The following is a 24,424-nucleotide window of genomic DNA, read 5'->3' on the forward strand; positions in this document are numbered from 1 at the left end:
GTCGACTGCCGACACGCGCCTTGACGGCCAGTACCTGAGCAAACTTGCGTGCCTCGGCCGATAGCCCGACCCGACTTCGCCTCCACAGTCGGCCTTGCGCTGCGCTCGTCCACATAACCTCCGCACGCAACCGAGGTGTCGGTCCAGAGGGGCTGCACTGGATCGATGGATGCTATCAATACCCTCCGTAGTCTTGGGTCGGTTGTCAGGACCCGCGAGATCGTGGGCCGTGGGGTGAGCCGCCGTCAGATTGAGCGCCACGTGGCGGTTGGCGAGATGATCCGGCCGCGCGCTGGTGTCATTGCGCTGCCAGATGCCCGGCCGGATTACGTCACCGCAGTGCTCAACGACGGTCGGCTGACCTGCCTGTCGGCGGCGACAGCCTACAACCTGTGGCTCCTGAGACCGGCGGCTCGACTCCACCTGAGCTGCAGCCATGGGCGCGGTACCGGGTTCACCAATCATCGGCAGCGTACCGTTCCAGTCCATCCGCGGGAGCCGCTGCTGGGGGTCGTTGATGTGCTGGTCCATGCCCTTCGTTGCCTCCCGCCGTTGGAGGCGGCCGTCATGGTCGAGTGTTCCCTGCGCAGGGGTGACACTATCCGCAGCTTCCTGCTGGACCGGTTGCCGGGTGACCGCAATTCCAGGGCCCGCGCGACCTTGGCCAAGGTCAGCTGTGCGGCCGAATCTCCGCTTGAAGTGGTGGCCCGGTTCCTGTTCGTTGAGGCCGGGTTCCACGTTGAAACGCAGGTGCCACTGGCCGGCGTCGGTAGGGTGGATTTCCTGCTGGAAGGTTTTCTGGTGATCGAAGTGGACGGTGCCGCCTACCATTCTGACCGGCGAGCACTCAGGCGGGATCTCCACCGGAACAACTCGACGATCGTGGGCGGGTATTTGGTGCTGCGCTACATCTACGAGGACGTCATGTTTCACCCGGACGACGTGCTCAGGGAGATCCGACAGGTTCTGGCCGGTCGCGCAATCCGCTGATGGCATGCAGGTTTGCCCAGGTACTGATCCAGGAACGGGCCGTTTGCCGGCGTGTCAGGCAACGGCGCGCAAGGGAGGGCCTGAAACCTGAGCAAACCTGCACGGGCAACAGCCGGTGTGGCTATAGGACCGCGCGGAGCTCGGCCGCCTTCCGGGCCCGCTCGGCCGGATCCACGATGGGCCGCTTTGGGGTGAAGTAGAAGCCGTCATCGTGCCAGCGGGGGAGAACATGCTGGTGATAGTGCCAGACGTGCTGGCTGCCGGCCGGTTCGTTGTGCTGGCGGGTGGAAATGCCGTCCGGTGACCACGCCCGTTTGATGGCTACCGCCATGTCGCGGGTGACGGTCATGATGCGGGCGGCGACGTCGTCGGGCAGTTCATACAACAGCTCGAAGTGGGCCCGAGGGGTGACTAGTACGTGGCCGGGGTGCGGGTCGAAGCCGTGGGAGGCGATGAAGGCCAGCACCAGGTCGTCCGCGTACACGACATCTCCGGGGCGGCAAAGGTTACTGGGCACCCGAAAGTCCCCGGAGGCGAGGTCACAGAAGGGGCACAGGTAACCGTCCGGCGCGTGCCCCACCCAGCCGGTCAATCCTCGTCCGTGTCTTCTTCGAACACCCACTCGAACATGTCGAGGACGTATTCACTGAACGTGCCCTCTTCGCTCTTCCATGTGCCCCGTGCATTGTTGCGACGCCAGATGATGGGATCGGGGACATCCAGTTGGTCCACGCGGATTCCCCAGGTGTACTTTTCCTCTTCGTCCTCAAGGAAGAGCAGGTGGCCGTCTTCGACGGTCAGCTCGTCGGGATCCCAGAAAAAGTGGTAGGCCTCCATAATGTCCTCGACAGCGCCGACGGCGAGGTAGAAGTCGCGCAGCGCGAGTGGGAGGTCAAAGTCCCGACCGTCCATCAGGTCCTGGAGTTCTTCCATCGACAGGCCATCTTCCGCCGACCACTGGTCATCGAAGTACGCCGGAACCAGGGCACGAAATTTGTCCAGGAATAGCTCAGTCAATTTGAACTCCAGGGGTGGGGTTGGGGGATATACCCATCCTAGCCCCCGCCGCGGGTCGGGCTACGACGGCCCGGGCCGCTTCCAGCCCAGGACTGCCAGCGGTGCGCGCCAGCTGAAGCGCCAGGCGAGCACCCGCAGGATGAACACCAGAGCAGCGACGACGGCGCCCGTCACCACGTTGAACCAGCCGGTACTGACGAGCAGCGTGGTCAACCCGGCCCCGAGCATTGCGGGAAGCGCGTAGATGTCCCGGGGGTCGAAGAGCTGGGGCACCTCGTTGGCCACCACATCGCGCAGCAGCCCGCCACCCACCGCCGTGGTCACGCCCAGCAGGATGCCCGCCACCGGGTGAAGGCCAAACTCCAGGGCTTTCACCGTGCCGGTGATGCAGAACAGGCCCAGGCCCGCGGCATCGAAAAGGACTAGCAAGTTGCTCGCCCGCTCCACACCGGAGAACAAAAAGTACACGAGCAGGGTCGCAAGCACCGGTGGAATCAGGTAGGCAGGATTCGAGAACGCCGCCGGAACGGTATCGATGATCAGGTCGCGTGCCACTCCGCCGCCCAGTCCGGCCAGGGAGGCCAGCAGTAGGGATCCCACGAGGTCGAACCCTTTGCGGGCCGCCAGCAGGGATCCGGAAACGGCGAAGAAAAAGACCCCGAGTAGGTCGATCAGCAGGGCAACGTCCACCGTGTTGGTCATGGGGATCCTCGTCGTCCGGGCTGCTTAGGTTTTGGGTCTGCGCGGGAGGCATTCCCGGCCAGCATGAGTTTACCCAGTGCTGGCTGCCGGGGGATGCTCGCCCGGTGGGCCCTAGCTGATCCGCCGTGCGAGTCCCGGATAGTCGAGCACCACCCCGTCCTGGTCGATGGTCAGCTCGGCAGCGAATCCACCGTTTCCGGAGTTGTACAGCATCAGGGCGGGACTGTCCGACCGGGCAGCCCGCACGTGGCTGTAGACCGGGGTGCTGGGCACTACCCGCAGGCTCGGCACTTCAACCCGGGCCATGGTCAGTTCTGTCTCGCCGACCGGTGCGCCGTCGCCGGAGACAAGGTTAAGTCGAAGGATTGGCATAGTGTTGGTCACCGGGCACAGCCCGAGATCGCAATCGAGGGCTCCCGCCAGCCCCTCGGGGTCGGAGATCCCGGGCTCGGGCAGGTCGGTGTCCCCGGCGCTGAGGGTTTCACTGGACCAGACGCCATCGTCCGATCTCATCAGCTCGAGATGGCGGCTCCAGCCCTGCCCGTGGACGGTCACGGTGAGCCGCTGGGTCACCCAGCCCGACGCCGTCGCAAGTGCCCAACTGACAGCGTAGTCAGCTGTCCTCGACGTGCCGTGGGCAGTGAGTCGGTTGGTTTCAAGATTGATCGTCGCCGTGTCGAGACGGCCGGGATCGTCCGAGCCCTGCCAGCTGTGCTGGAGGCTGGTGTGCGATGGGTTTGCCATCCTCCTACCTTAGGGAGCGCCGCGCACTGACGCCAGACCCTGAGGCACGAGTCCATGGCACTGTTAAGCCCATGACTTCGACTCTCCGCCCGGCCGCGGAACCACCAGCCAGTGCCCCGATGCGACTGGTCAGCGCGGCGCTCCGCCTGACACCGACCAAGCGGCATTACTCGTCGCCCGAGTGGATGCGAGGGCAATACATGCAGCGCAGCTATCCCGGACCCGCACCGGTGACGCGATCGCTGCGGCGGCGATGCACCGTCGAGGATCGGGAGGTCGACGGCGTCCGCACGCTCACCCTGCGTCCGCGATCCGGGGCGTCAAGGCAGCACATCATCTACACGCACGGCGGAACCTACATCAACGAACTGGCCCGCCCCCATTGGTGGATCATCGCCGCGCTGGTCAAAGCCACCGGGGCAACAGTGACAGTGCCGCTCTACCGGTTGGCTCCCGAACACACCTTTAGGGAAGCGTATGACTACCTCGCGGCTGTTTATCAGATGGTGCTCGGCACCACCGACGCGGCCGACGTCGTCCTGGCCGGCGATTCGGCGGGTGGCGGGCTGGCGGTGGGCCAGGCGTTGTATTTTGCCGCCCTCGATCTGCCGCGGCCCGGACGGTTGATCCTCTTCTCACCCTGGCTGGACATCACCGGTACCAACCCGGACATCCCCCATTACGAGCGGGTGGACCCGATGCTGGCCGTCCCCGGCGCAGTTGAGGCAGGTATCTGGTGGTCCGGGGGAGAGGACCCCCGGGAACCGTTGCTGAGCCCGGTCTTCGCCACTCCGGCAGCACTGGTCGGCCTTCCGCCGGTGTCGCTCTATCAGGGGAGTTGGGACATTTGCATGGCGGATGCCGTTGCCTTCGATCGTCTGATGAGCGACGGCGGCGACCTCGCCTTCCACCGGTATCCGGGTGCCTTCCATGTCTTCGTGGGGCTCCCGTGGCTGCCCGAATCGCGTGCCGTGTTCAGGAATGTTCGGGCGACCGTCGGTGGACTATTGCCCCGGTGAAATAGACCAGCCCAGCCGTAGACGGCGCCATCAGGAGCGACTATGCTGAAGGTACTGCCCCAGACCCCGGCACCGTGTCGAGTAAGAAACATTCCGCGGATGTATCCGGTAGGGGCATTTTCCTTTCAATGTCTCGCGACGATGAGATTCCCAGTCCCGTGGAGGGTTCCTCATTCGGGCGGTTCCAGCTCACAAGCTGGGGCAGTGCAGCTAATCCTCAAGATCGTCGGTATTCGGGGAGGTATATGAGTAATGAGTTCTGAGACAGTCACACGACACTTAGAAGGAGATCATATGGCAGCTAAACCGCGGTCAGTAAGTCGGTTAGGTACATCGACTCACTGACGGCAACCTGACAACTTGCGTTGTCAGCCGACCCGGTATTCCCCCCAGCCACCGGGTCGGCTGGCAGCGCACTTCAGTTCGTGAGGTACTTTAGGTCAGCGGTGTCGCCAGCTACAGCGACCCATCAGTTACAGCGACAGCGACCGATCGACAATCCGCGCCGCAGTCTCATGCAGGGTGAGGTGGTTCCGCCTGGCATGATTGCGGATCCGGGTAAACGACTCGTGCATATCGACGTTGCTCAGCTGAGCCACCACGCCCTTCGCCTGCTCAATCAGAATGCGGCTGGTCAGGGCGCGCTGAAGCTGATCGTTGACCACTTCTGCCTCGCGGATTGCGCGCTCCTGCAAAATACTGATCGTTGCTACATCGGCGAGTGCCTGGCCGATCGCGGCATCTTCGCTGGAAATGGCTCCCGGTACCACCCCAAAGAGGTTGAGAGCGCCGATAGTCCTGCCCCTAATGCGAAGAGGGATGGCATGTACCGAACGGAATCCCTGGGACAGGGCCGCCTGCTTGAATTGCGGCCAACGGTCTCCCAGATCGGCGATGTCGTCCACGGTGACCACAACTCCGGTCTGGAAGCACTCCACGCAGGGGCCAGCGCCGGCTTCGCGCTGCAGCACCTCCACCAGTTGACTCTCCTCGCTGGTGGACGCCAATACCTGAAGTTCGCCATACTGGTCGACGAGCAACAGCCCGGCCGCCGTCGCGTCGAGGATCTCAATCGATTCCTCGACCAGAGCATGCAGAAGATCAAGTACGTCGTAGTCGTCGACCAACGTGTCAGCGATCTTTACGAAAGCAGCGCACACGCGCTCAGCCCGGGTCGAAGTCACCATGGAATAAGTTTACTCCGCTATTCCGAGTTCGGCGTGAAGTCCAGCCTGCGTTCAACAACTGACGTGGCTACCGCGGTGAGGGGAAGTCCCTCCGAAAAAGCGTAGCCACGCAGCAGTAGGAGGGCATCGGTGGCGTTGATGTTCGCCTGGGCCAGCACCATCCCGGTGGCCTGATGGATCTCCCGCCGGGAGAGCGACGACCCGTCGTTCCCGCCGAACGACTCGTTGTGACCGGGCTCCCGGGACAGCATCCGGCGTAGCAGGATCCAGGAAGTTCTATCGGTAAGGACCGACGCCGCGGTCTGGTTGGCGCTGCTCAGATCCCCTGGGCGGGTGCGGTACAGCTCGACAACCCCAATATCGATGGCGCCCAGAATGAGGGGAAAGACAAAGATAGCCCTGACCTCAGTGGCTTGCACCGCGTTGCCGAAGACGGGCCAGCGGGTATGCCAGTCTTCGGTGACATCAGGAATCAAGACCGGCAGGCGGCTCGCCGTAGCTTCCCAACGCGGGCCCTCCCCGAGCTCGAATTGCAGCTCATCGAGCTGGTGGGCCAGATCGTCACTGCAGCAGACGGTTTCCTGAACGGAACCGCCGAAGACTGAAATCGCTGCACCGGTGACCGGCAGTTCCTGCAGATATGGGGTGCAAAGATTAGCGCCATCACCAATTGTTGTGGAAGGAGACCGCTCAACCATCATTCCCCTGACATCTCTGCCGCACCTGCCGTATGGCTGGGCGATCCTCAAGCCCAACGGCGAACCCGCGGGGCGGGATGCCTATGATCCTACGATAGTCGATCCGCCCACCGAAGATACAGGGCTTCCGATTTTCCAGCGCCTCCGCCATTTCTCAGCCGGCCCGGTGGACGGCACCTTTTCTCTAAGTGGTGTCCGAGATCCCTGGGTGCTGGCCTCCCGCACCACCAGAGGCATCCTCTACACGGGGACCATGGTGATCAGCTACCTGAACCGGGGGATTGGCTGCCGAACGCTTCAACTACCCAGTCGCCGGAGAATGCCGGTAGCTGAGGCACCCTTAGCATAGCTAAATGGCACCTGAGACTAGGTTCGAACGCTATCGCCCGCTGCTGCACGCCGAGCTTGCCCGAACCCGTGCGAGCCTCGCTGCGTTGGATGCTGATAGCCGATCGGTGACCGCTGCCCGGGATAATTCAAACGTCGACGACGAACATGACCCGGAGGGCACCACGATCGCCTCCGAACTCTCGCAGATGGCGGTTCTCGCCCGGGACGCCAGGCACCGGTCAGAGGAGATCCGGGCTGCTCTGGAGCGGCTCGACGGCGAGAGCTTCGGCGTGTGCGCTATCTGCGGCCAGGCGATCGCTGCCGGACGCCTCGAGGCCAGGCCGTGGACACCGTATTGCATTGTTCACGCGTCCGGGCGGTGACGGTTCGAAAAAATCATGGTTCGGATGAGTTTCGGCAACCGAGTTCAGCCGAGCACGTCGGCTAGCGCAAGCCGGGATGGGTCCTGGCCAGCGGGTGCGGCGAGTGCGGCAGCGTACCCGGCAAGCCCGGTAGGGCCTGTAAACCACGTCAGGCGCAGGTCCTGCGCTTCCGGTAGACCTAGACAGGAGTTCCCCGAGATGGTGAGCGTGTGAGGTTCGACGGTGAGTCCATGCCCAACCGCCTTGAGCACAGCCTCTTTGGCGACCCACAGTCGGAGCCGGGAGCCGGCGTCGTCGGGCCGGAATTGATCTCGCTCCAGGGCAGAGAGGGTGTACGCGTCGAAGCCGTCGAAGAGGACGTCGGGGATGCGCTCGATATCCGCACCGATGGGGCGCCCCGCCGGTGCTGAAGCAATCAGGATGGCCTCAGCGGAACGGGACAGGCTCAGCTCCACTCCGCCAATTGCCGGTTTGCCGTGCAGATCCGAGCCGCAGGCCCGGCAGGAGCGTGTCACGTGCAGTTCGGCGGCCTGGGACGGGGTGCCGCCGAGGACCCGAGCTGCCAGGAGGCGAAACACTGCGTGCGCCGCACGGTAGGTCACCCGGTCCTGTTCATGTTGATGGTGACCGGCAGCAGCCCGGACCGAAGCCGGCAGGAACCGGTCGAGCCCTCCCAGCGGCTCGAGCGCCCGGGCAACGCTCAACGCGGTCTCCGCAATGTACTGAACCGCCACAGCTTTTAGGCGTCCCCCGCAGGGCTTGCCGTGATGACCACGTTTTTGCCCCAAATATCCTCGGTGTAGCAGCTGATCAGCACCAGTCGGTTGGGCACGATGTCCCAGATCTCGCTGTCCTTCAGGGTGTTCTTGTCGTGGGTGGTCACCGAATCGATGACGTAGTCGAGGACACCGGTCTCGGTGGTGAGCACAATCGAATCGCCCACCTCAGCCTCGGTGCTCAGCCGGTTGAAGGGGGCGTCGCGGCCCTCCCAGCTATGGCCGGTGATGTAGGTGGTGTCTTCCGACGCAAGACCAGGCGTTCCGAAGGAAGTCAACCAATACGCGTCAACTGTCAACGGCGGCACGATCGACTGGGAGGACAGATCCGCCGCGGACGGGGTCAGCGGCAAAATCTGCATGTCAATGTCGGCTGCGTCCACGGTCAGCCAACCTGGCGCGGACGCCCCTGGTTCCGGGGCGGGAGCAGTGGTTGGTACCGGTGCGGGCGACGCGGCGAGTGCCGCGGGGGTTGGCATGAACCCGGCAGCGTGGACCTGGCGTCCCGAATCAGCTGCCGGGGGTGCCGCGCCGACAACCGGCGCGGCACCCATGATCAGGGCAGCCGACAGCGCCAAGCCCGTCCACCGGGTAGCAGGGCGCCGCCAGCCAGCCATCGTCAGCCCCTGGCAGATCGCCGTAGCCACACGGCGGCACCGGAGAGGAGCAGTAGTGCCCCTCCTGCCGCGCCCCCGAGGGCTAGGGAATCATCCCTTGCTCCGGCAGTGTCACCGGCTGCGGTCTGCACGTTCAGACCCCGTTTGGTCACGGCGACGGCGGCCGGTGCCGGTGCCGTTGGCGCACTTGGTGTGACAACGACAACCGGCGCCGCAACAGGTGGCCCGGCTCCGTCGTCGCCGCCCGGTGCTGCGCAGGCCGTGACCACGGCGTCGACCAGCGTCTGTACCTCTTCAATGCTGGTGCTTGTACCTCCCAGAGCCGCAAGGGTCGCTTCAGCGGCCTCAACGGCGGAGAAGTAGTTATCCTCGGCGGTGCTCACTGCCTCGGTATAGAGGACGGCGTCCAACGCTATTTGAGCTTCCATCAGGATGGCGTCAGCCGCGGCAAGCGCTGCCGGTGCCGCATCGCGTTCCGCCTGCCGGACGGTCAGTGCAGTTGTTACATCCGCCTGGGCGACCAGCGCCGCGGCTAGTTCCGCTTCGGCTGCGACCCGACCGGCGTCGTCGCCATCGACCACCGCTGCCAGTGCCAGTTCGGCTGCTTCGACCCGATCGTCGGCGAGAATTTTGACCGTCTGCGCCGCATCGAGAGCTGCCTGGGTCCCTTCGACGGCCATTGCGGCCGCCTCGTAGGCCTGGATGGCCTCATCGAACGCTGCGTATTCCTCGGCGGCAGCCAGATCGGCGGCCTCCAAAGCCTCAGAGAAGGCTAGACCGGCGGCTTCGATGGCGGCGATGGCTGCTTTGAGCTGGTAGGCCAGTTCGATATCCACTGATGCCGAGTCCAAGGCACTCCCAAGCGCTACCTGCGCCGAGACACAGGTTGTCGGGTTGGTTTGCGCTGCGGCGGGCGCTGCGGAGAGGAAAGCCGAACCGGCCATAAGTGCTGTGCAGGTGCCGAAAGTCAGCAGGCGATTACGGTGCGTCATGAAACCACGTCTTTTCCTTGAGGTAGGCCCCCAAGTCCCCCTTGAGCGGCATCCGCCGGACGCGCGTCGCAGGTGCGGTTGCTTTTCGGCTGACGTAATTTGATCACGCCAAATCGTGGAATACCAGCACTTTTTGGGAAAGTTTCAGTTCCGTAGCAGAAATCCGGCTCCGCTTCCGTTTTTGCGGCGAGACTCGGGGTCATTCATGTAGTCATGAGGTTTGCTCACCCCAAATAGGCAACGTAGGTTGCTTGTATGGACAATGACCAGCTGGTAACAGCGGCGCGCTCTGAGGATTCGCGGGCTGGGCTACGAGCGATCGTTTCCCTCCGGGCGCTGGCTGATGCGCTTGAATTGCGGCAGGTCGAGGCTGCACTTCGCTCCGATCTGAGTTGGAGTGAGATTGCTGATGCGCTCGGCGTAACCCGGCAGGCGGTCCACAAAAAATATGGGAGACGTGTTGATCCGGCCATTCCTATTCCACGGAGGAAACTATGACCTCATTCATCTCCGCTGCTGCGACGGTGCAGACGCTTTCGTTGGCAGCCATGGAAGAGGCCTCACGCCGCGGGCTGCGCAACGCGGACCTTGAACACCTGTTCCTCGCTCTGGTAATCAACGATCAAGCGGCGGGCAGGGCGCTACGCAAAGCGGGGATCACCCTGGACGGGGCGCGGTCGGCCGTCGACGCCATGCACTCTGATCAATTACGCAGTGTGTCACGGCAGATGGGTCCGATCCGGGGCGGATCGTGTTCCACGAGACGCGCGGGTACGAGTGGGCGGCGCGCGCGCTGAAGGTTATTGAACGGGCCGGGGCTGGCAAACGTTGGCGATGCGTCTGCGGTGCTGCAGGAATTGCTTGCCGAGCCAAGCGGGCTGATTCACGACCTCCTCAACCGACTGGGAAGTTCGATCAGCGAAATTACGACCGCCCTCGCCGGGGAACGCCCGCCGACAGCCTCGCATGACAAACACCCACGCATCTCCGGTATGTTGACGTGCCAGGTTGCGGCCTTCATCCCGGCGCCCATCGACGACGTGTGGGCGCTCTTGTCGGACCCTCTGCGGATGCCCGAATGGAACCCCGGCGTGGGATCGGTTGAAGCCGGCGAGGTACATCAACAGGCCGCACCCCCGACGACCATCTGGGCTGCCCTCCCGGTTAGCCGGAAACCCGACGGCAAGCCGCTCCGGATCAAGGCGAAATACCGACGGCGCCAGATGGATTGGTAGCGACACATCCGCCCGCTCGCATTGGCTGGCGCTTCAGCTACCCTGATCTACTGCGGAGCAACACCAATGTCCTGACTATCTCCCTGAGATCAACCCCCGGTGGGACACAACTGCACCTGACGGGTTCGTGGACACGGAGCAACGGTTGGCGGAGCATCGTCGCCAAGCCCCTGCGTCCGCTGCAGCACTTTCTCACCTGGCTGACAATCGTCCAGATCGGGGCCGGTATCAGCCGGGTTTTCCGCTAGAGCAGATGCCGGAGTCGCACCGAGGTGGCATGGCGCGCCCTCAACCGACGGCGCTACGAACCGGGGTGCAGGCTGGCGTCCGCGGCAGTGGTGTGCCAGGCAGTGAAATGCACCGTCAGATCGTCTCTGGAGGGGGCACAGCAGAACGGCCCTGCCGTCACGACGGCGTCAGGGTCCAGAGGCGCAACGCGCACCAGCCGCCACGGTCCGTCGTCGACCTTTGCCCGGATTGTGAGGGCGTCCCCAGAGCGGCTGGCTCGGATGGTCACCAGCCGGCCGTCCCACTCGGGGACAGGCGACAGCGACCAGTCAGAAACGTCGCGCGTGACGACCGCGCCAAGGCTTGCCTCGCCGTCGCTCCACTCGATGCCCGTCTTGATCCAGGTGGTGTCGTCCACCCGGATAAACACCCCCGCCTGATCGAACTGGGCGGAGAAGCTGAGGTGGAATGACACCTCGACGGCCGTGTTCTGGTTGAACGGCGTCAGCAGTGCATGCTCGGTGTCGTGGATGAACCCGTAGGCGGTGACCCGCCACGCGTCACTGTCTTCGTGGGCGGTGACATGTAGTCCGTCGTCCCTGATTTCTTCGTGGGCGGGCGGTGTCGTCCACGAACCCTCGGTCCACGCGATATTGGTCATTGCTCGTTGCCTTTCCGTTGACATTGCTCGAGGTGTAGGGCTTTGCGCGGGGTACCCGAAGCACTCGCTGTGCTGAGGCATCAGCACAGTCCAGCTGGCTACCGCAGTCCCCTCACATTCAGGGCGAGGTACAAATGGACGCGGTCGGCGGTGATGCCGGGGTCGTAACCGCTCAGGTCCTGGATCTGCTGCAGACGGTACCGCACGGTGTTCCGATGAAGTTGCAGGGCCTCCGCCACAGCAGCCACCGACCCGTTCAGCGCCAGATATCGCTCAAGCGTTACCATCAACTCGGCGTGGTGGCGCTGGTCGAACGCGGCCACCGGGTCCAGCGCCTCAGCAGCAAGATCGGCGAGCGGCACGTCTTCGCTCACCATGAGCAGGGAGGTCAGGCTCAGCCGGTCGGGGGTGTTGACCGATAGTCCCCGGCTCAACGATTCACGCGCCTCGAAGTAGCTCCATCGGAATCCGCTGGCCTGCGCATACGCGCCGCCGAAGCCCACCTTGGCGGTCAGCCCGGCGCCATGAAGGTAGTCGCCCATCTGCCGGCTCAGTGCGGCGCCGTCGCCCTCCGGCACGGCGATGACCAGGCGCTCGTCCACCAGCGCAGTGAGACCCGGTTCGAATCCGAGGGGTGTCGGCAGGGTCCGCAGCGCCCGGCGCTGCCCCGACGCTACCTCGATGATCATCACCACCTGGCGTAGCGTGGTGTCGATACCTGCGCCACCAAGGCGTGCGACGGCGTCGGGCCCCGCGAGGGTGCCTCGCACCACGTCCTGGAAAAGCTGACCCGCCACCGCCCGTTCGCTCGCTCGTCGTCGGGCCTGGTTGCTCAACTCGACGCTGATCAAGCTTTGCGCGTACGCCACGATGGGCTCGGGGGTGTACGGTTCGGCAATGGCCAGGGTGCAGCGGTCCTTCAGGCCAGTGGCAACCGGCAGGCGGTGCCAGTGCTGGTCGGCCAATCCTGTTTTACCCGGTCGCCCGCCCGGGACCTGGCCCGGGACGGTGGTGAAGAGCTGGGCCCCGTACTGGGATAGCATGACGTCGGTGCCGAGCATGGCGGCGAGTTCGCGGAGCAACTGGGGGAGACCACCCTCGCCGAGGAGCGCCGACGCTAGGATCTGATGGCCCTTCAGGAGGCTCTCGAGCCGCGAATAATGGTCGGCTGAGAGGGAATCGGCGACGATCTTCCCGATGGCGATGAACGGCGTCTCATAGGGCACACGAAAAACGGGAAGTCCCAGGGCGTCGGCTTCGTCGACCAGCGCGGCCGGAACCTGTCGATGCCCCAGGCCAGTGCCGAAGCCGATTCCCAACGCCCCGGATTCGTGGACGCGACGGACGAAAGCGCGTTGCGCCGTCGTCGTTTTCTGCCGCAGACCGGTGGTCAACACCACCTCTCCGCCGCTGAGGAACGGGAGAGGATCCTCAAGTTCGGTGACCGCGACCCACTGAATCGGAATGGCAGGGGCGTTGGCGGACCCCACCGGCTGAAGTCCGAGACCGGCGGCCGTGAGGAGGGTGGGGAGGGTGATGGCCATCCCCCAACTATAGAACCGGTGCACTGTGCGGTTGCATTACGGTTGGCGGAGGTTGTTGTGCGGATCACCCTAGGCCAAGGAATGTTAGTGGGCGTAGGGTCGGCAATGGATTTACACTGCGACGGATCCGCAGCGCTCCGTCAGCCCATCACCAGACAAGGGATGAATACCGTGGTAACCACCCTCCAGAACTTCATCAACGGCGAGTTCGTGACGCCGACCGGCACAGAGTTGCTGGATGTCGTCAATCCGACTAACGGCGAAGTCGTGGCGAAGGCACCCGTTTCGCTGGCATCGGACGTCGACGCGGCCATGACCGCGGCGTCGGCTGCCTTCAAGACCTTCAAACACGTCACCCCCGGCCAGCGTCAGCTGATGCTGCTGAAACTGGCGGACGCGCTGGAAGGGGCGAGCGATGAACTGGTCGAAGCCCAGCATCGCAATACCGGTCAGGTGCGCGACCTGATCGCCGCCGAGGAAGTGGCAGTGGGCGCGGACCAGCTCCGGTTCTTCGCTGGCGCTGCCCGCCTGATGGAAGGAAAGTCGGCCGGCGAGTACGTGGAGGGGCACACCTCCTATGTCCGCCGCGAACCGATCGGCGTAGTGGCCCAGGTGGCGCCGTGGAATTACCCGCTGCTGATGGCCATCTGGAAGATCGGCCCGGCGCTCGCCGCCGGGAACACCGTGGTCCTCAAGCCCAGTGACACCACCCCCGAGTCCACCCTGGTGCTGGCGAAGCTGACCCAGGGGATCCTGCCTCCCGGGGTGCTGAACGTGGTGCTCGGGACCGGCGCCACCGGCGCGGCCATGGTGGACCATCCGGTGCCCGGACTGGTGTCGATCACCGGGTCGGTTCGCGCGGGAATCGCCGTCGCCACCGGAGCTGCCAAGCGCCTCAAGCGGGCCCATCTGGAGCTCGGTGGCAAGGCTCCCGCCGTCGTCTTCGCTGACGCGGAGATCAAAAAGACCGCCGCGGCGATCGCCGAGTTCTCCTTCTTCAATGCTGGTCAGGATTGCACGGCGATTACTCGGGTGTTGGTACAGGATTCGGTGCACGACGAACTGGTGGCGGCCCTGGTGGCGCACACCGAAACGCTGAAGACCGGTAACGCTGACGACTCGCAGAACTACTTCGGGCCGCTGAACAACATCAACCACTTCAACGCGGTCAACGCGGTGATGGACGCCCTGCCGGAGCATTGCAAGGTGGAGATCGGCGGCAAGCGTTCCGGCGACAAAGGGTACTTCTACGAAGCGACGGTCATCACCGGAGCACGCCAAAATGACGATATTGTGCAGCAGGAAACCTTCGGCCCCGTCATCACGGTGCAGAAGTTCACCACCGAGGGCGAGGCAATTGAACTGGCCAACGACGTCGAATACGCACTCGCGTCGAGCATCTGGACCACCGATCACGGCACCGCGATGCGGGTCTCCCGCGACCTCGACTTTGGCGCCGTCTGGATCAATACCCACATTCTCCTCACCGCCGAGATGCCGCATGGAGGCTTCAAGAGCTCCGGCTACGGCAAGGATCTGTCGATGTATGGCGTTGAGGACTACACCCGGATCAAGCACGTCATGAGCGCGCTGGATGTTTAGAAAGGCAGTTTCACTATGACCACCCAGGCAATCCAGCCGCAGTTCCGGCTTGAGCAGAAGCGCAAGATCATCGCCGACTTCCCGGGCCCGAAATCCACCGAGCTGGCCGCGCGTCGTGCAGCAGTGGTGGCGAAGGGGGTCGCCTCCGGCGTGCCGGTGTATGTGGCCGACGCCGACGGCGGCATCATTCACGACGTCGACGGCAATTCGTTCATCGACCTCGGCTCAGGCATTGCAGTGACGAGCGTCGGGGCGTCGGATCCCGCCGTCGTCGGTGCCGTCAAGGAGCAGGTGGAGCATTTCACCCACACCTGCTTCATGGTCACCCCGTATGAGGGTTATATTGCCGTCGCCGAGAAGCTGGCCGAGCTGACTCCCGGCGACTTCGAGAAGCGCACGGTGCTGTTTAACTCGGGTGCCGAGGCTGTCGAGAACGCTGTGAAAGTGGCTCGTCTGGCCACCGGTCGCACCGCCGTCGCCGCGTTCGATCACGCCTATCACGGGCGGACCAATCTCACGATGGCGTTGACCGCCAAGTCCCTCCCGTACAAGGGTGGCCCCTCCGGGGACTTCGGCCCGTTCGCCTCCGAGGTTTACCGGTTGCCGATGAGCTACCCGTTCCGTGAGGAGAACCCCTCGATTACCGGGGCCGAAGCAGCGCAGCGCGCCATCACCATGATGGAGAAGCAGATTGGGGCCAGTTCACTGGCCGCGATCATCATCGAGCCCATTCAGGGCGAGGGCGGCTTCATCGTTCCCGCCGAAGGCTTCCTGCCGGCCTTGGCCGCCTGGGCCAAAGCCAATGGGGTGGTGTTCATCGCCGACGAGGTGCAGTCAGGCTTCTGCCGCACCGGCGCCTGGTTCGCCGTCGACCATGAGGGAGTAGTGCCTGACATCATCACCATGGCCAAGGGGATCGCTGGCGGCATGCCGTTGTCGGCCATCACCGGCCGGGCGGATCTGCTCGACGCCGTCCACCCCGGCGGCCTCGGTGGCACCTTCGGTGGCAACCCGGTGGCGTGCGCCGCCGCGCTTGCTGCAATCGACACGATGCAGGAGCAGGATCTCGTTGTCCGTGCCCTGGCGATCGAGGAACTGGCAACGTCCCGGCTGCGTGCGCTGCAGGAAGACCTGGGATCCGAGTCGATCATCGGGGAAATCCGCGGCCGTGGCGCAATGCTTGCGCTTGAGTTCGTGCTTCCCGGGACGAAGACGCCGAACCCGGACGCCACCAAGGCCATCGCAGCTGCGTGCCTGCAGGAGGGCGTCATCATCCTGACCTGTGGCACCTACGGCAATGTGGTCCGGCTGCTGCCGCCGCTTGTGATCGGTGATGAGCTGTTGAACGACGGGCTGGACGTCTTGGAAGCGGCCATCCGCGCCGCGAGGTAGCAACTTCCCCGTCGCCGAAGCGCCAGCTTTGGTGGGTTGGCGACCGCCGATCCCATCAGACCTAGCGCTTCGGCGAAAGGGGGTTTCGCCTCCAACGGGGGTCAGGCTTCCGGCGACGCGGGGCGGATTTCCAGGAGGTCACCCACCTGGCACTCAAGCACCTCGCAGATGGCTTGTAGGGTCGAGAACCGGATGGCCCGAGCCCTGTCGTTTTTGAGGATGGACAGGTTCACGATGCTCATCTCGACTCGTCGTCCGAGTTCAGTGAGGGTCATGTTCCTGTCCGCCAGGAGTTCATCCAATCGGCAGTGGATGCCGGTGGTTTCCGATTCAGTAGGGGCCACTAGATCAGGCCCTCGGTGTCGCGATCGAGCCGATGCGCGGCTTCAAACGCGCTCGGAACAGCGAAGGAACCAATGGCCGTAGCGAGAATCCCTGCCGCAGCCAGCATGAAGGCGGCTGTGACGGCGATTGCCGCACCACGGTCCAGGCGGTTAGTCGTGTGAGCTGCCACCTAGATCAGTCCTTCGGTTTCGCGTTGCAGCCGGGAGCCGATGCTGAACGCTCCGGCAAACAGCGCGCAGAAGATTCCGGTGATCAGGGACAGCAAGTCAGTTGCCCCGAAGTAATAGCCGGTACTGAAGGGTGCGGCAGCCAGATCGATAGCAAGGTCGGCCATGATCTCTGTGTGCGCAGAGGAGAGAATCGCTGGCAGGATGAGCGATCCGACAGTGAAAAACAGTGCGAGGATGCCTAGACCTGCCGTCATCAACCGCCCAAAAGGCCGCCCACGCTGCACCCGCCGGGTGAGGTGGAGGAAGAAGAGCAACGACGCTGCGACGAAAAGGAATCCGACCGTCATGGTGGCCGCATAGGGCGCTATCGCTGCACCACTGACGCCTTCAACGCTGAGAGTCACAGTGTCGAAGTAGGCCTCGGATACTTGTGGACCCAGCCCAGCCAAAGATCCCTCAGGGGTGACCGCTGGCAGATACAGCTCGGTTTTTCCCTGCGAGGCCAGCACCAGGAAAACAGTGAGCACGGTGAGAACGATCACGGTGAGAAGGCCAGTGATCACCTGGACGGTAACCAGTCCGACTCGTTCGGCAGTACGGAGCGACGTTCCTCGGCGGGATGTAGGTGGTGCTGCAGTCATGGCGTCCTCCAATGGTTAACGTTTATCGCTACTAACGATAAACGTTAACTTTACGATTGTCGATAACCTTCCTGTCGCCGAGGGGATAGCGGGTGGGCGGTGGGTTGCCGTGTCCGGGAGCGCCGCCGTCGGGAAATCTTGCGCGCTTGTGGTGGGTTGAACGCGCCTCAACCCACCACGACTGAACAGTTGTTTGCAACGACCCCCCACAACTGCGCATTTCCGAGAGGTTCGGCTGGACGGCAGATTATTGCCTCCCCGAGGCTGAGGTATCCGCGGAGGGTTTGTTGAACGCTCGGTCAGTCGGCCAACTGTGCCCGGAGGCCCGCGATGAGCGCTTCAAGGCCGATGGTGAAGGCGGCATCGGCGGAATCCGCCTGCGATGTGTCGCGGCGGCGGACTGCTGCAGTGAACCTCGGGTAGTCGGGGCCCAGACTGCCCGACTCGAAAATGTCCTCAGGGGCGGCGACGTCGAACGCTGACCCGAAGATGAACGATTCGAGCGCCACGATGGCCGGGATGATGCGATCCTCGGGCCAGCCGGCGTCGAGGAAACCAGTGGTCACTGCCTCGTACATGGCCAACGTTTCGGGGGCGCCGGTGACGGGCAGTACCGCGATCACTGAAATCAGTGGCGCGTGGGCGGCGAACACGTTCCGGTAGGACCACGCCCAGGCGCGGACCGCTTCGTCCCACGGGGCCGAGGCGAACGTGCTGAAATCTACCTGGGCCATCACACGGTCCTCGACCCACCGCAGCACCTCCTGCTTGGATTCCGCATGGTTATAGAGGGCCGACGGCGCCACTCGCAGCCGCTGCGCGAGGGCCGACATGGTGAGCCCCTCGTATCCCTGGCTGGCGATCAGACCCAGCGCCGCATCGGTGATCAGGTCCCGCGACAGCAGGCCACGCGGCGGTCGACCCGCCCGACGACGAGTGTCCGACGCTCCCGCACTTCCCATGACCGCCCCTTCGCCGTCGCGTTGTTGGGGATTTATTCTACGGTGCCCCATCACTGTCATCCCCTTTGGTGGCTCCGCCCTTTCCAAACCCGGGTGAGTATCGCTACAGTATCCCTAATAAATGAATGACGTTCATTTTGTGGCCTGGGCCATACCCAATCGTGAAAGGCAACTGTGGAGCATCTGGAACGTGACGTAGTGATCGTCGGAGCGGGGCCGTCAGGTCTCACCGCGGCGTGGGAGTTGAGGAGAGCGGGTCTGAGCGTCGCCGTCCTGGAAGCGCGGGACCGCGTCGGTGGACGCACCTGGACGGACACCATTGACGGCGCCATGCTGGAGATCGGCGGCCAATGGGTGTCACCGGACCAGACAGCGCTGAAGGGGATGCTCGACGAGTTGGGCCTGGATACCTATGACCGGTATCGCAGCGGCGATTCCGTCTATATCGGCGCTGACGGTACCCGCACCCGCTACACGGGCGACATGTTCCCCGTGTCGGCCACCACCGAAGCGGAAATGAACCGGTTGATCGACCTGCTTGATCGGCTGGCAGCTGAAGCCGGCCCTGAAACCCCGTGGACCCACCCCGAGGCGAGAGCCCTGGACACCATTTCCTTCCACCACTGGCTCCGCGAACAGTCATCCGATGAAGAAGCCTGCAACAACATCGGACTCTTCATCGCCGGCGGGATGCTCACCAAACCGGCGCACGCCTTCTCCGCTTTGCAGGCGGTGCTGATGGCCGCTTCGGCCGGTTCCTTCTCCAACCTCGTCGACGAGAACTTCATCCTCGACAAACGGGTCATCGGCGGCATGCAACAAGTGTCGGAACGCCTCGCGGAGCGTCTGGGCGACGACGTCGTCCTGGGCAGTCCGGTCCGCACCTTGCGGTGGTCCGACGACGACGGCGTCACCGCGGTCTCCGACACCGCGACCGTTCGGGCACGGTACGCCGTGATGGCTGTTCCGCCGAACCTGTACTCGCGGGTGTCCTACGAACCGCCGCTTCCCCGCCGCCAGCATCAGATGCACCAGCACCAGTCGCTGGGCCTGGTCATCAAGGTCCACGCCGTGTATGCGACGCCGTTCTGGCGGGCCGACGGCCTGTCCGGCACCGGATTCAGCGCGTCGTCGATCGTGCAGGAGGTCTACGACAACACCAATCACGAGGATTCCCGCGGAACGCTGGTCGGATTCGTGTCCGACGAGAAGGCCGACGCCATGTTCGCGCTGGACCCCGCGGCCCGCAAGCAGGCAATCCTCGAATCCATCGCCGGCTTCCTCGGCACCCAGGGACTCACCCCCGAGGTCTACTATGAGTCCGATTGGGGCTCCGAGGAATGGACCAGGGGCGCCTACGCCACCAGTTACGACCTCGGCGGCCTCCACCGCTATGGCCCGGACCAGCTGACCCCCGTCGGCCCGATTCACTGGTCCTGTTCCGACCTCGCGGCGGAGGGCTACCAGCACGTCGAGGGAGCCGTCCGCATGGGTCAACAAACTGCCCGTAACATCCTGAGTATTGCAGCCGAAGGAGCATGACCCGCATGGACTACATCGTCGGGTACACAGCTGACGAACGCGGCCGCGATGCCGTCAGCCTCGCCGTCGCGCTCGCTCGCCGCCAGGACGCAAACCTGCAGTTGGTGATGGTGATGCCGGAGCAGTCACCCTACAACGCCGTCTACCCTCCCGTGCGGGGATTCGAAAGCATCCTCTCGGCGCAACTGCAGGAATGGCTGGCCGAGGGGCTCGCTTTGGTTCCCGACGACGTCACCGCCCGGGCGCACGTCATCAGCGCCGATTCGCAGGCGGGTGGCCTCATCGATGCCGCAGTCGATTCCGGCGCTTCCCTGATCATTATCGGAGCGAGCTCCCGGGGGCTGCGTAAACGGTTCAACGTCGGCAGCGTCGCGGGAGCTCTCCTCCACGCCTCGCCGGTGCCGGTTGCACTGGCACCCCAGGGCTATCGACGCCTCGATCCGATCACCCGGCTCACCTGCGCCGTGGGTACCAGGGAAGGCGCCAACGAGGTCATCGCCGTCGCCGTCGATTCCGCTGGCCGGCGCGGCCTGCCGTTACGATTGGTTTCGCTGGTGGCGCTTGACCCCGCCACGGGCACCGACGGAGGCGCTGACGCCGCTGCGGTGGAGGCGGCGCATGAGCACGCGAACACGCGGTTGGCTGAGGCGGCGGCGTCGCTCGCCGCCGGCGGTCAGGTCAGCGTCGAAGTGGTGCAGGGCGCCACCGTCGAGGCAGCAATCGGGGCTCTGGCCTGGGACGAAGGCGAAATCCTCCTGGTCGGATCCAGCCGGCTCGCCCAGCACAGCCGCCTCTTCCTCGGGGTCACTGCCAACAAAATCCTGCGCGCGCTGACCGTACCCATGGTCGTTGTACCGCGCAGCTACGTACTAACCGAGGACCCGCCGCGCCAGCCGGAGCGGTTCGCTACCAAACGCTCCGATGCCGGTGAGGGCAAGGACGTCCAACCTACCGAGGTGAAGCAGTGAGCATCATGCCTACAAAGGATTCCCCCACCGGACTGAGCCAGAAAGGCCTGAACTCCGGGTCGGTTGGCCTGCTCGGGGCCGTGGTCATCGGTGTGTCCTGCATTGCACCCGCCTACACGCTGACCGCCGCGCTGGGCCCCACAGTCGCTGAGGTGGGAGTGCAACTGCCGGCCATCTTCCTGGTCGGGTTCATCCCGATGCTGCTGGTCGCCCTCGGCTACCGCGAACTGAACAATGCGATGCCCGACGCCGGCACCTCCTTCACCTGGGCCACCCGGGCGTTCGGTCCCTGGATCGGCTGGATGGGCGGCTGGGGGCTGATCGCGGCGACGGTCATTGTGCTGTCTAATCTTGCAGCTGTCGCCGTCGATTTCTTCTATCTCATGCTCGCGCAGCTGACGGGCAACGAGTCGCTGGCCGACCTGACACTCAACCTGCCGTTGAACATCGCGACCACCCTGGTCTTTGTTGCCCTGGCCTGCTGGGTCTCTTACCGCGGGATGGAGACGACCAAGGCGGTCCAGTACGTGCTGGTGGGCTTCCAATTGCTGGTCCTGGGCTGGTTCGCCATCGCCGCATTTGTCCACGTGGCCAACGGCACGGCCTTCGACGCCACAGCCATCAGCCCCGACTGGTTCAACCCGTTTGCTGTCGAATCGTTCTCAGCCTTCGCCGCCGGTGTCTCCCTGTCGATCTTCGTCTACTGGGGCTGGGACGTCACCCTGACCATGAACGAGGAGACCAAGGATCCAGAGCGGACCCCGGGCCGGGCGGCCACGCTCACCGTCGTCGTCATCGTGGTGATCTACCTGACCGTCGCGTTGGCGACGCTATCCTTCGCTGGTGTGGGCGATGGCAAGTTCGGTGTCGGAAACGAAGACAACCAGGGAAGTATCTTTGCTGTCCTCGCCGGGCCCGTGATGGGGCCATTCGCCATTCTGATGTCCCTGACGGTGTTGAGCAGTTCCGCTGCCTCCCTGCAGTCGACTTTCGTCTCGCCCGCCCGCACCCTGCTCGCCATGGGTCACTACCGGGCGTTGCCCGCGAACTACGGGAAGATCAGCCCCACCTACAAGTCTCCGAGCTACGCCACCATAGCCGCTGCCGTCGCAGCGTCGGCGTTCTATGTGATCACCCGACTGGTGTCCGAAAACGCCCTGTATGACACCATCACCGCCCTCGGCATGATGATCTGCTTCTACTACGGGATCACCGCCATGGCCTGCGTCTGGTATTTCAGGGCGGTAGCGTTCAGCAGCGCCCGTAACTTCGCCTTGAAGTTCCTCGCACCACTGCTGGGCGGCGTGATCCTGCTGGTGATGTTTGTGAAGACGGCAACCGACTCGATGGATCCCGAGTATGGTTCAGGATCGGCGATCGGGGGAGTGGGGCTGGTGTTTATTCTCGGCACCGGCGTGATCCTCCTCGGCGCAGTGCTCATGCTGGTGATGTACCGGGTCAATCCCGGCTTCTTCCGCGGTGAGACCCTCGTCAAGGGGAGCGCACCGGCCGAGGTCCGGTAGCTGCGCATCCCGGCGGCCAGTGCGAGGAGTGCGCTGGCCGTCGTCCGCGATAGGGTTGCGGGAGCAGATCTGCGGCGGTAATCCCGAGGCGCCGGTCAGAATCCGAACCGGAAGGCACGCCCGTATGCGTTATGTAGTCGGCTTCACTAACAACGATCGCGGCCGCGACGCGTTGGCACTGGCGACGTCGCTGGCCCGGACCCAGGGTGCGAGCATCGACCTGGTGACGGTCCTCGACCGTCCCCAGGACGGCAGCGTGGGCGCCGGCACCAACCGGGCTCTAGCCGCGTTGGAGGAAGCCATCGCAGGAATCCCTGGCGGCCTCGAGGTGGTGCCCCACATCAAACTGGCCGACTCCTTCGCTGAGGGCCTGCTTGAGGTGGCAGCGGATCTTGACGCTGGACTGATCGTCATTGGGGCCGCCAGCAACGGGCTGCTGCGGCGGTTCACTGTGGGCAGTGTGGCGAACGCGGTGCTCCACTCGTCCCCGGTGCCGGTGGGCCTAGCCCCACGCGGCTACCGCCACCGCGACCGGATGACCAGGCTCTCCTGCGCGGTCGGCACCCGCGCCGGCGCCGAGGCGGTCCTGGATGTGGCAGTCGACTCGGCAGCACGCCGCGGCATGCCATTGCGGCTGATTTCCCTGGTGGCACTCGACGTCAATGAGCAGTCGGACTCCGGTGAGGCCATCAACCTGGCACATCAGCACGCCAACTCGGTGCTGGCCCGCGCGGGGGCACAGCTTCCCGAGGGACATGAAACAACAATCACCGTCGCCCACGGACGAACCATCGAGCAAGCGATCGATGACATCGAATGGGATCCGGGAGAGATTGTCTTCGTTGGGTCAAGCCGCCTTGCGAAGCGCAGCCAGCTGTTCCTCGGATCAACTGCCAACAAGATGCTTCGCGCGCTGCCCGTCCCAATGGTCGTGGTCCCCCGGGACTGGAATCTCCCAGCAGCGTAGGACTCACCGTCACCACCCAGCTAGAGGCTTTAGGGCGCTGCTAGACGGCGGCGGTCTCTTGGGCCGGTGCTGAAGTGCCGGGCCGGCGGGGAGCGCGGGGCAGGCGCGGCCTGGAATTCTTGCGGACCGTGTGCAGCATGTCGATGGTGAGCATGGCGAGGGCAACCCAGACCAGCCCGAACCCGACCCAGCGTTCCAGTGGCATCTCTTCCTTGATCACGAAGAGTGCCAGCAGGAACTGCAGTACAGGAGCGAGGTACTGCAGGAGCCCGATGGTGGTCAGTGGGAGGCGCCGCGCCGCAGCGCCGAAGAAGATCAGCGGGACGGCCGTAATGACTCCTGACGCAGCCATGATCCAGAAATGTCCCGGACCCTCGGTCAGCACGGTCGCCGCGCCGGTGGCGCTCAGCCAGATCATGATGCCCGCGGCGATCGGGGTGAGCACGGCCGTCTCAATGCTCAGACTCGACACCGCATCAACCTTTGACCCGACCCGCTTCTTGACGAAACCGTAGAAGCCAAACGAGAAGGCCAGGGTTAACGCAATCCAGGGCACGTTGCCGTAACCAATGGCCAGCACCACCACTGCGATGATGCCGACGCCGACCGCTGCCCACTGCAGCCTGCGCAGCTTCTCACGCAACACGACGACGCCGAGCAGCACCGACACGATCGGGTTGATGAAGTAGCCGAGCGCCGCTTCGATCGCGTGGCCGGTTGTCACGCCATACGTGTACACGAACCAATTCACCGCGATCAGCAGGGCCGCCAGGGCCAGCGTGCCGAGGATCCGTGGATTTGCCGCGGCGGAGCGGACTGCCCGCCAGGACTTCATGACTGTCAGCAGCAGCGCACAGAACACCAGCGACCAGAGGACGCGGTTAGCGACAATCTCAATCGCGCTAGCTGGCAGCAGGATCAGGAAGTACAAGGGCAGCAGACCCCAGAGGCCATACGCGCCAACTCCGTACAGGATGCCCGTCGAATTTTCGCTCCGGGGCTCGCGCTTGCTCATGGTTTCGGTAGGAGTCACGTCCGCTCAAACACCGGTTGGGTGAAATTTATTCCAGCCGACAACCAGTTTCGGTGAGGGCGGCGCGGGGAGACGGCCATCACAGGTTTAGACTGCACCCCGTAGGGCATTTAGAATAGGAAACTGTGCGCTAAACGTGCGTCTCTGTTAGTCGAC

28 protein-coding genes are annotated in these 24,424 nt (G+C 64.2%); 12 read left to right on the forward strand and 16 right to left on the reverse strand.

Annotated elements, in window-relative coordinates:
* Window positions 1-165: 165 nt before the first annotated feature.
* Window positions 166-990 carry a DUF559 domain-containing protein gene (locus ACX80G_RS13115; RefSeq protein ID WP_459308089.1) on the forward strand — a complete coding sequence of 275 codons (825 nt, stop codon included), beginning with the start codon at window positions 166-168 and terminating at the stop codon, window positions 988-990.
* Window positions 991-1,111: 121 nt separating this feature from the next.
* On the opposite strand, the gene ACX80G_RS13120 is transcribed toward ACX80G_RS13115, so the two are convergent.
* The 4 genes from ACX80G_RS13120 to ACX80G_RS13135 form a co-directional block, all read right to left on the reverse strand.
* Window positions 1,112-1,507, reverse strand: a complete 396-nt coding sequence (locus ACX80G_RS13120; RefSeq protein WP_459308090.1) for an HIT family protein — start codon at window positions 1,505-1,507, stop codon at window positions 1,112-1,114.
* A gap of 71 nt (window positions 1,508-1,578) precedes the next feature.
* Complete coding sequence (locus ACX80G_RS13125) at window positions 1,579-2,007, reverse strand: hypothetical protein (RefSeq protein ID WP_459308091.1); 429 nt, start codon at window positions 2,005-2,007, stop codon at window positions 1,579-1,581.
* 60 nt (window positions 2,008-2,067) lie between these two features.
* Window positions 2,068-2,709 (reverse strand): trimeric intracellular cation channel family protein, encoded by a 642-nt coding sequence (locus ACX80G_RS13130; protein ID WP_459308092.1) that lies wholly within the window; start codon window positions 2,707-2,709, stop codon window positions 2,068-2,070.
* A 111-nt stretch (window positions 2,710-2,820) separates the two neighbouring features.
* Complete coding sequence (locus ACX80G_RS13135) at window positions 2,821-3,453, reverse strand: putative glycolipid-binding domain-containing protein (protein ID WP_459308093.1); 633 nt, start codon at window positions 3,451-3,453, stop codon at window positions 2,821-2,823.
* Window positions 3,454-3,524: 71 nt separating this feature from the next.
* Between ACX80G_RS13135 and ACX80G_RS13140 the strand changes: the two genes are divergently transcribed.
* Window positions 3,525-4,472: an alpha/beta hydrolase fold domain-containing protein gene (locus ACX80G_RS13140; RefSeq protein WP_459308094.1), complete on the forward strand. Its 948-nt coding sequence runs from the start codon at window positions 3,525-3,527 to the stop codon at window positions 4,470-4,472.
* A 473-nt stretch (window positions 4,473-4,945) separates the two neighbouring features.
* Here ACX80G_RS13140 and ACX80G_RS13145 read toward each other — a convergent pair whose 3' ends face one another.
* A complete protein-coding gene (locus ACX80G_RS13145) occupies window positions 4,946-5,659 on the reverse strand; it encodes a GAF domain-containing protein (RefSeq protein WP_459308095.1) in 714 nt (237 codons plus the stop codon).
* 17 nt (window positions 5,660-5,676) lie between these two features.
* Window positions 5,677-6,360 (reverse strand): GAF and ANTAR domain-containing protein, encoded by a 684-nt coding sequence (locus ACX80G_RS13150; protein WP_459308096.1) that lies wholly within the window; start codon window positions 6,358-6,360, stop codon window positions 5,677-5,679.
* Window positions 6,361-6,710: 350 nt separating this feature from the next.
* On the opposite strand from ACX80G_RS13150, the gene ACX80G_RS13155 reads away from it, so the two are divergent.
* On the forward strand, window positions 6,711-7,070 hold the full coding sequence (locus ACX80G_RS13155; RefSeq protein WP_459308097.1) for a TraR/DksA family transcriptional regulator: 360 nt from the start codon (window positions 6,711-6,713) through the stop codon (window positions 7,068-7,070).
* Window positions 7,071-7,114: 44 nt separating this feature from the next.
* Here ACX80G_RS13155 and ACX80G_RS13160 read toward each other — a convergent pair whose 3' ends face one another.
* From ACX80G_RS13160 to ACX80G_RS13170, 3 genes are read right to left on the reverse strand one after another with little or no spacing between them, the layout of a single operon-like run.
* Window positions 7,115-7,804, reverse strand: coding sequence for a 4'-phosphopantetheinyl transferase family protein (locus ACX80G_RS13160; RefSeq protein WP_459308098.1), 690 nt, complete (start codon window positions 7,802-7,804; stop codon window positions 7,115-7,117).
* A gap of 5 nt (window positions 7,805-7,809) precedes the next feature.
* Window positions 7,810-8,493, reverse strand: coding sequence for a class F sortase (locus tag ACX80G_RS13165; RefSeq protein WP_459308099.1), 684 nt, complete (start codon window positions 8,491-8,493; stop codon window positions 7,810-7,812).
* Window positions 8,466-9,455, reverse strand: a complete 990-nt coding sequence (locus ACX80G_RS13170; protein WP_459308100.1) for a hypothetical protein — start codon at window positions 9,453-9,455, stop codon at window positions 8,466-8,468. The genes ACX80G_RS13165 and ACX80G_RS13170 overlap by 28 nt, the downstream gene beginning before the upstream one ends.
* Before the next feature lie 255 nt (window positions 9,456-9,710).
* Here ACX80G_RS13170 and ACX80G_RS13175 point away from each other — a divergent pair, with 255 nt between their 5' ends.
* The 3 genes from ACX80G_RS13175 to ACX80G_RS13185 are packed head-to-tail and all read left to right on the forward strand — an operon-like array spanning window position 9,711 to window position 10,690.
* Complete coding sequence (locus ACX80G_RS13175; protein WP_459308101.1) at window positions 9,711-9,953, forward strand: hypothetical protein; 243 nt, start codon at window positions 9,711-9,713, stop codon at window positions 9,951-9,953.
* Window positions 9,950-10,252, forward strand: a complete 303-nt coding sequence (locus ACX80G_RS13180; RefSeq protein WP_459308102.1) for a Clp protease N-terminal domain-containing protein — start codon at window positions 9,950-9,952, stop codon at window positions 10,250-10,252. The genes ACX80G_RS13175 and ACX80G_RS13180 overlap by 4 nt, the downstream gene beginning before the upstream one ends.
* 48 nt (window positions 10,253-10,300) lie before the next feature.
* Window positions 10,301-10,690, forward strand: a complete 390-nt coding sequence (locus tag ACX80G_RS13185; protein ID WP_459308103.1) for an SRPBCC family protein — start codon at window positions 10,301-10,303, stop codon at window positions 10,688-10,690.
* A 301-nt stretch (window positions 10,691-10,991) separates the two neighbouring features.
* Here ACX80G_RS13185 and ACX80G_RS13190 read toward each other — a convergent pair whose 3' ends face one another.
* Both ACX80G_RS13190 and ACX80G_RS13195 read right to left on the reverse strand, forming a co-directional pair.
* Complete coding sequence (locus ACX80G_RS13190) at window positions 10,992-11,579, reverse strand: DUF1349 domain-containing protein (protein WP_459308104.1); 588 nt, start codon at window positions 11,577-11,579, stop codon at window positions 10,992-10,994.
* Window positions 11,580-11,677: 98 nt separating this feature from the next.
* A complete protein-coding gene (locus tag ACX80G_RS13195; protein ID WP_459308105.1) occupies window positions 11,678-13,123 on the reverse strand; it encodes a PucR family transcriptional regulator in 1,446 nt (481 codons plus the stop codon).
* Between the two features lie 162 nt (window positions 13,124-13,285).
* On the opposite strand from ACX80G_RS13195, the gene ACX80G_RS13200 reads away from it, so the two are divergent.
* Window positions 13,286-14,725: a gamma-aminobutyraldehyde dehydrogenase gene (locus tag ACX80G_RS13200; RefSeq protein ID WP_459308106.1), complete on the forward strand. Its 1,440-nt coding sequence runs from the start codon at window positions 13,286-13,288 to the stop codon at window positions 14,723-14,725.
* Window positions 14,726-14,740: 15 nt separating this feature from the next.
* Window positions 14,741-16,117, forward strand: coding sequence for a 4-aminobutyrate--2-oxoglutarate transaminase (gabT, locus tag ACX80G_RS13205; RefSeq protein WP_459308107.1), 1,377 nt, complete (start codon window positions 14,741-14,743; stop codon window positions 16,115-16,117).
* A 101-nt stretch (window positions 16,118-16,218) separates the two neighbouring features.
* Here gabT and ACX80G_RS13210 read toward each other — a convergent pair whose 3' ends face one another.
* The 4 genes from ACX80G_RS13210 to ACX80G_RS13225 form a co-directional block, all read right to left on the reverse strand.
* Window positions 16,219-16,461 (reverse strand): helix-turn-helix domain-containing protein, encoded by a 243-nt coding sequence (locus ACX80G_RS13210; protein WP_459308108.1) that lies wholly within the window; start codon window positions 16,459-16,461, stop codon window positions 16,219-16,221.
* On the reverse strand, window positions 16,461-16,631 hold the full coding sequence (locus ACX80G_RS13215; protein ID WP_459308109.1) for a hypothetical protein: 171 nt from the start codon (window positions 16,629-16,631) through the stop codon (window positions 16,461-16,463). The genes ACX80G_RS13210 and ACX80G_RS13215 overlap by 1 nt, the downstream gene beginning before the upstream one ends.
* Window positions 16,632-17,273, reverse strand: a complete 642-nt coding sequence (locus ACX80G_RS13220; protein ID WP_459308110.1) for a hypothetical protein — start codon at window positions 17,271-17,273, stop codon at window positions 16,632-16,634.
* Between the two features lie 299 nt (window positions 17,274-17,572).
* Window positions 17,573-18,235, reverse strand: coding sequence for a TetR/AcrR family transcriptional regulator (locus tag ACX80G_RS13225; RefSeq protein ID WP_459308111.1), 663 nt, complete (start codon window positions 18,233-18,235; stop codon window positions 17,573-17,575).
* 174 nt (window positions 18,236-18,409) lie between these two features.
* On the opposite strand from ACX80G_RS13225, the gene ACX80G_RS13230 reads away from it, so the two are divergent.
* The 4 genes from ACX80G_RS13230 to ACX80G_RS13245 all read left to right on the forward strand — a co-directional run bounded on the left by ACX80G_RS13230 (window position 18,410) and on the right by ACX80G_RS13245 (window position 23,235).
* A complete protein-coding gene (locus ACX80G_RS13230; RefSeq protein ID WP_459308112.1) occupies window positions 18,410-19,777 on the forward strand; it encodes a flavin monoamine oxidase family protein in 1,368 nt (455 codons plus the stop codon).
* A gap of 5 nt (window positions 19,778-19,782) precedes the next feature.
* The gene (locus tag ACX80G_RS13235) at window positions 19,783-20,745 is read left to right on the forward strand and encodes a universal stress protein (RefSeq protein WP_459308113.1); all 963 of its coding nucleotides are present in this window, start codon (window positions 19,783-19,785) and stop codon (window positions 20,743-20,745) included.
* 5 nt (window positions 20,746-20,750) lie between these two features.
* Window positions 20,751-22,268 carry an APC family permease gene (locus tag ACX80G_RS13240; RefSeq protein ID WP_459308114.1) on the forward strand — a complete coding sequence of 506 codons (1,518 nt, stop codon included), beginning with the start codon at window positions 20,751-20,753 and terminating at the stop codon, window positions 22,266-22,268.
* A 124-nt stretch (window positions 22,269-22,392) separates the two neighbouring features.
* Window positions 22,393-23,235, forward strand: a complete 843-nt coding sequence (locus tag ACX80G_RS13245; RefSeq protein WP_459308115.1) for a universal stress protein — start codon at window positions 22,393-22,395, stop codon at window positions 23,233-23,235.
* Window positions 23,236-23,275: 40 nt separating this feature from the next.
* Here the strand turns inward: ACX80G_RS13245 and rarD are convergent, their stop codons facing one another.
* Window positions 23,276-24,250 carry an EamA family transporter RarD gene (rarD, locus tag ACX80G_RS13250; RefSeq protein WP_459308190.1) on the reverse strand — a complete coding sequence of 325 codons (975 nt, stop codon included), beginning with the start codon at window positions 24,248-24,250 and terminating at the stop codon, window positions 23,276-23,278.
* Window positions 24,251-24,424 lie beyond the last annotated feature (174 nt).

Source organism: Arthrobacter glycogeni, from assembly GCF_054510815.1.

Bases quoted from the DNA above. Each gene is read 5' to 3' on its own strand.
- ACX80G_RS13195 (WP_459308105.1), bottom strand. From the start codon at position 13,123: ATGGCCATCACCCTCCCCACCCTCCTCACGGCCGCCGGTCTCGGACTT.
- ACX80G_RS13180 (WP_459308102.1), top strand. From the start codon at position 9,950: ATGACCTCATTCATCTCCGCTGCTGCGACGGTGCAGACGCTTTCGTTG.
- ACX80G_RS13145 (WP_459308095.1), bottom strand. From the start codon at position 5,659: ATGGTGACTTCGACCCGGGCTGAGCGCGTGTGCGCTGCTTTCGTAAAG.
- ACX80G_RS13150 (WP_459308096.1), bottom strand. From the start codon at position 6,360: ATGATGGTTGAGCGGTCTCCTTCCACAACAATTGGTGATGGCGCTAAT.
- ACX80G_RS13245 (WP_459308115.1), top strand. From the start codon at position 22,393: ATGCGTTATGTAGTCGGCTTCACTAACAACGATCGCGGCCGCGACGCG.
- rarD (WP_459308190.1), bottom strand. From the start codon at position 24,250: ATGAGCAAGCGCGAGCCCCGGAGCGAAAATTCGACGGGCATCCTGTAC.
- ACX80G_RS13240 (WP_459308114.1), top strand. From the start codon at position 20,751: ATGCCTACAAAGGATTCCCCCACCGGACTGAGCCAGAAAGGCCTGAAC.
- ACX80G_RS13225 (WP_459308111.1), bottom strand. From the start codon at position 18,235: ATGGGAAGTGCGGGAGCGTCGGACACTCGTCGTCGGGCGGGTCGACCG.
- ACX80G_RS13140 (WP_459308094.1), top strand. From the start codon at position 3,525: ATGACTTCGACTCTCCGCCCGGCCGCGGAACCACCAGCCAGTGCCCCG.
- ACX80G_RS13220 (WP_459308110.1), bottom strand. From the start codon at position 17,273: ATGACTGCAGCACCACCTACATCCCGCCGAGGAACGTCGCTCCGTACT.
- ACX80G_RS13115 (WP_459308089.1), top strand. From the start codon at position 166: ATGGATGCTATCAATACCCTCCGTAGTCTTGGGTCGGTTGTCAGGACC.
- ACX80G_RS13130 (WP_459308092.1), bottom strand. From the start codon at position 2,709: ATGACCAACACGGTGGACGTTGCCCTGCTGATCGACCTACTCGGGGTC.
- ACX80G_RS13170 (WP_459308100.1), bottom strand. From the start codon at position 9,455: ATGACGCACCGTAATCGCCTGCTGACTTTCGGCACCTGCACAGCACTT.
- ACX80G_RS13135 (WP_459308093.1), bottom strand. From the start codon at position 3,453: ATGGCAAACCCATCGCACACCAGCCTCCAGCACAGCTGGCAGGGCTCG.
- ACX80G_RS13175 (WP_459308101.1), top strand. From the start codon at position 9,711: ATGGACAATGACCAGCTGGTAACAGCGGCGCGCTCTGAGGATTCGCGG.
- ACX80G_RS13200 (WP_459308106.1), top strand. From the start codon at position 13,286: ATGAATACCGTGGTAACCACCCTCCAGAACTTCATCAACGGCGAGTTC.
- ACX80G_RS13155 (WP_459308097.1), top strand. From the start codon at position 6,711: ATGGCACCTGAGACTAGGTTCGAACGCTATCGCCCGCTGCTGCACGCC.
- ACX80G_RS13235 (WP_459308113.1), top strand. From the start codon at position 19,783: ATGGACTACATCGTCGGGTACACAGCTGACGAACGCGGCCGCGATGCC.
- gabT (WP_459308107.1), top strand. From the start codon at position 14,741: ATGACCACCCAGGCAATCCAGCCGCAGTTCCGGCTTGAGCAGAAGCGC.
- ACX80G_RS13190 (WP_459308104.1), bottom strand. From the start codon at position 11,579: ATGACCAATATCGCGTGGACCGAGGGTTCGTGGACGACACCGCCCGCC.